The 1,591-nt window shown below is 69.6% G+C and carries 3 protein-coding genes; all 3 read right to left on the bottom strand.

Translation table 11 applies throughout. From position 1 onward, the window contains the following. Positions 1 to 73 precede the first annotated feature (73 nt). Positions 74 to 622 (bottom strand): HD domain-containing protein, encoded by a 549-nt coding sequence (locus NA4_RS38180; protein WP_067481114.1) that lies wholly within the window; start codon positions 620 to 622, stop codon positions 74 to 76. A 127-nt stretch (positions 623 to 749) separates the two neighbouring features. Next, positions 750 to 1,142, bottom strand: a complete 393-nt coding sequence (locus tag NA4_RS38185) for an SCO5389 family protein (protein ID WP_067481117.1) — start codon at positions 1,140 to 1,142, stop codon at positions 750 to 752. Between the two features lie 61 nt (positions 1,143 to 1,203). Then, a partial coding sequence (locus NA4_RS38190) for a nitronate monooxygenase (protein ID WP_174553056.1) occupies positions 1,204 to 1,591 on the bottom strand: 388 nt, incomplete at its 5' end.

Below are 1,591 nucleotides of genomic sequence, written 5' to 3' on the forward strand. Positions count from 1 at the left end.
AGCCAGTACGCCGACGGCGACCTGGACGTCACCACACTCGGCTGAGCGCTTCCGTGCGGTGACCGGCCCCGCGTCACCACTTCACCATCGGCAGTGGTGACGTGGGGTTGGTTCGCAGCCGCCGCGCGGTCAGACGTACCAGCGTGCGGTGAAAGCCGTGGTTGGGATAGCGTTTCGCCAGGTCGCGGTAGGCGCGGCGGGAGACGCCGAACCGGCCGAGCGGCCCGCGTCCGACGTCGATGGCATCGGCGCGGCGGAAGATCTCGACCGGGTCGTGCGGCGGACCGGCGGGACGAATCCGGTGGTGCTCGTTGATCATCGACACGACCAGGCCGGTCAGGTCGGCGCGGTCGATGCTCGACAGCCAGGCTCGGGCCAGGTCGCAGGAGGGGCCCAGATAGTCGAAGGTGCCCGCGGCCCAGATGCCGATATCGTGCAGGGTGGCCGCGGTCAGGTATTCCTCGCGAGCGCTCGGCCGGGGTTGCTGGTCGGCGGCCAGCAGATCGCACAGCGCCAGGACGCGCAGGACGTGGTTGGTGTAAGCGGCGCGGTCCGCCCCGAGCTGTTGCTGCCACGGCGCCAGCCTGGCTTCGACCTCATCCCGAAGATCGTTGCTGCTCATGGCGGTTCACCCTACGCGCGCATGGCGGCTGGGAACGGTGGCGACGCGCGGGCATGCCGGACCTCTTCGCGCGAACACCCGGCGCGGACCGAAACGGTTGCCGCGCCGGGTGTTCGATTCGCGCCGATCAGCAGTTGCGCAGTTCGGGGCTCTGGTTGAGCAGTTGCGCCCTGGTGCCGATGAACGTGGTGTAGGTGTCGCCGCCGACCGCGGACAGCGGGAACGCCGCGACCCGGTGGCAGTTCTGGAAGGCGAGCTTCACCCCGAAGTGCCGCTCGAGTCCGCCGCGGATGGCGTCGGAAGCCATGGCGCGCAGCAGCTGGCCGCGGGCCACCTCGTCCGGCGGCGCGACGGTGTTGTCGGCGAATTCCGCGGTGCCGGACCGCAGTTCACCGGCCACCCGGCTGACGACCTCCCAGGCGTAGGGCAGCGAAGTGCGCACGACCTCGACGAAGTCGGCGTCGTCGACCTCGCCGCGCTCGGCGCGTTCGAGTAGGGCGGTGGGGACATCGAGGGACATAACGCTCTCCTCCAGTGCTGGACGTGATGCGATGCGACCCGAGTCTAATCGAAAGTCGTTGTCAACTACACTGGATTCGGCGCGAAAGTGCTTTTTCCAGTGCGGCTTTCGTGTCCGCAGCCAGCGTGCGGACCAAGTCGGCCGCTGGCGTTTCCGGTGCCAGCGCATGGGTTTGACCGGCCCAGAGGTTGACTGCGTCGGCATTTCCCGCCGCCCGTGCCGCGGCCCGCAACGGCGCGGTGGCGTAGTGGATCTCGGGGTACCCGGCCGGTGCGGTGGCGGTGTGCTCGAGTAGGAATCGGTTCCGCAGCCCGCGCGCCCTGCGTCCGGTGAAAGCGCGGGTGAGCATCGTCGGAGTGTCCGCGGTGACGGCGGTGCGATGCACCGGATTGGTGCCTGCCTCGGGGCAGCGTAGGAACACGGTGCCCAGCTGGACGGCCGTGGCGCCC

Origin of the sequence: Nocardia amamiensis NBRC 102102 (assembly GCF_001612745.1) — a bacterium.
Lineage (GTDB): Bacteria > Actinomycetota > Actinomycetes > Mycobacteriales > Mycobacteriaceae > Nocardia > Nocardia amamiensis.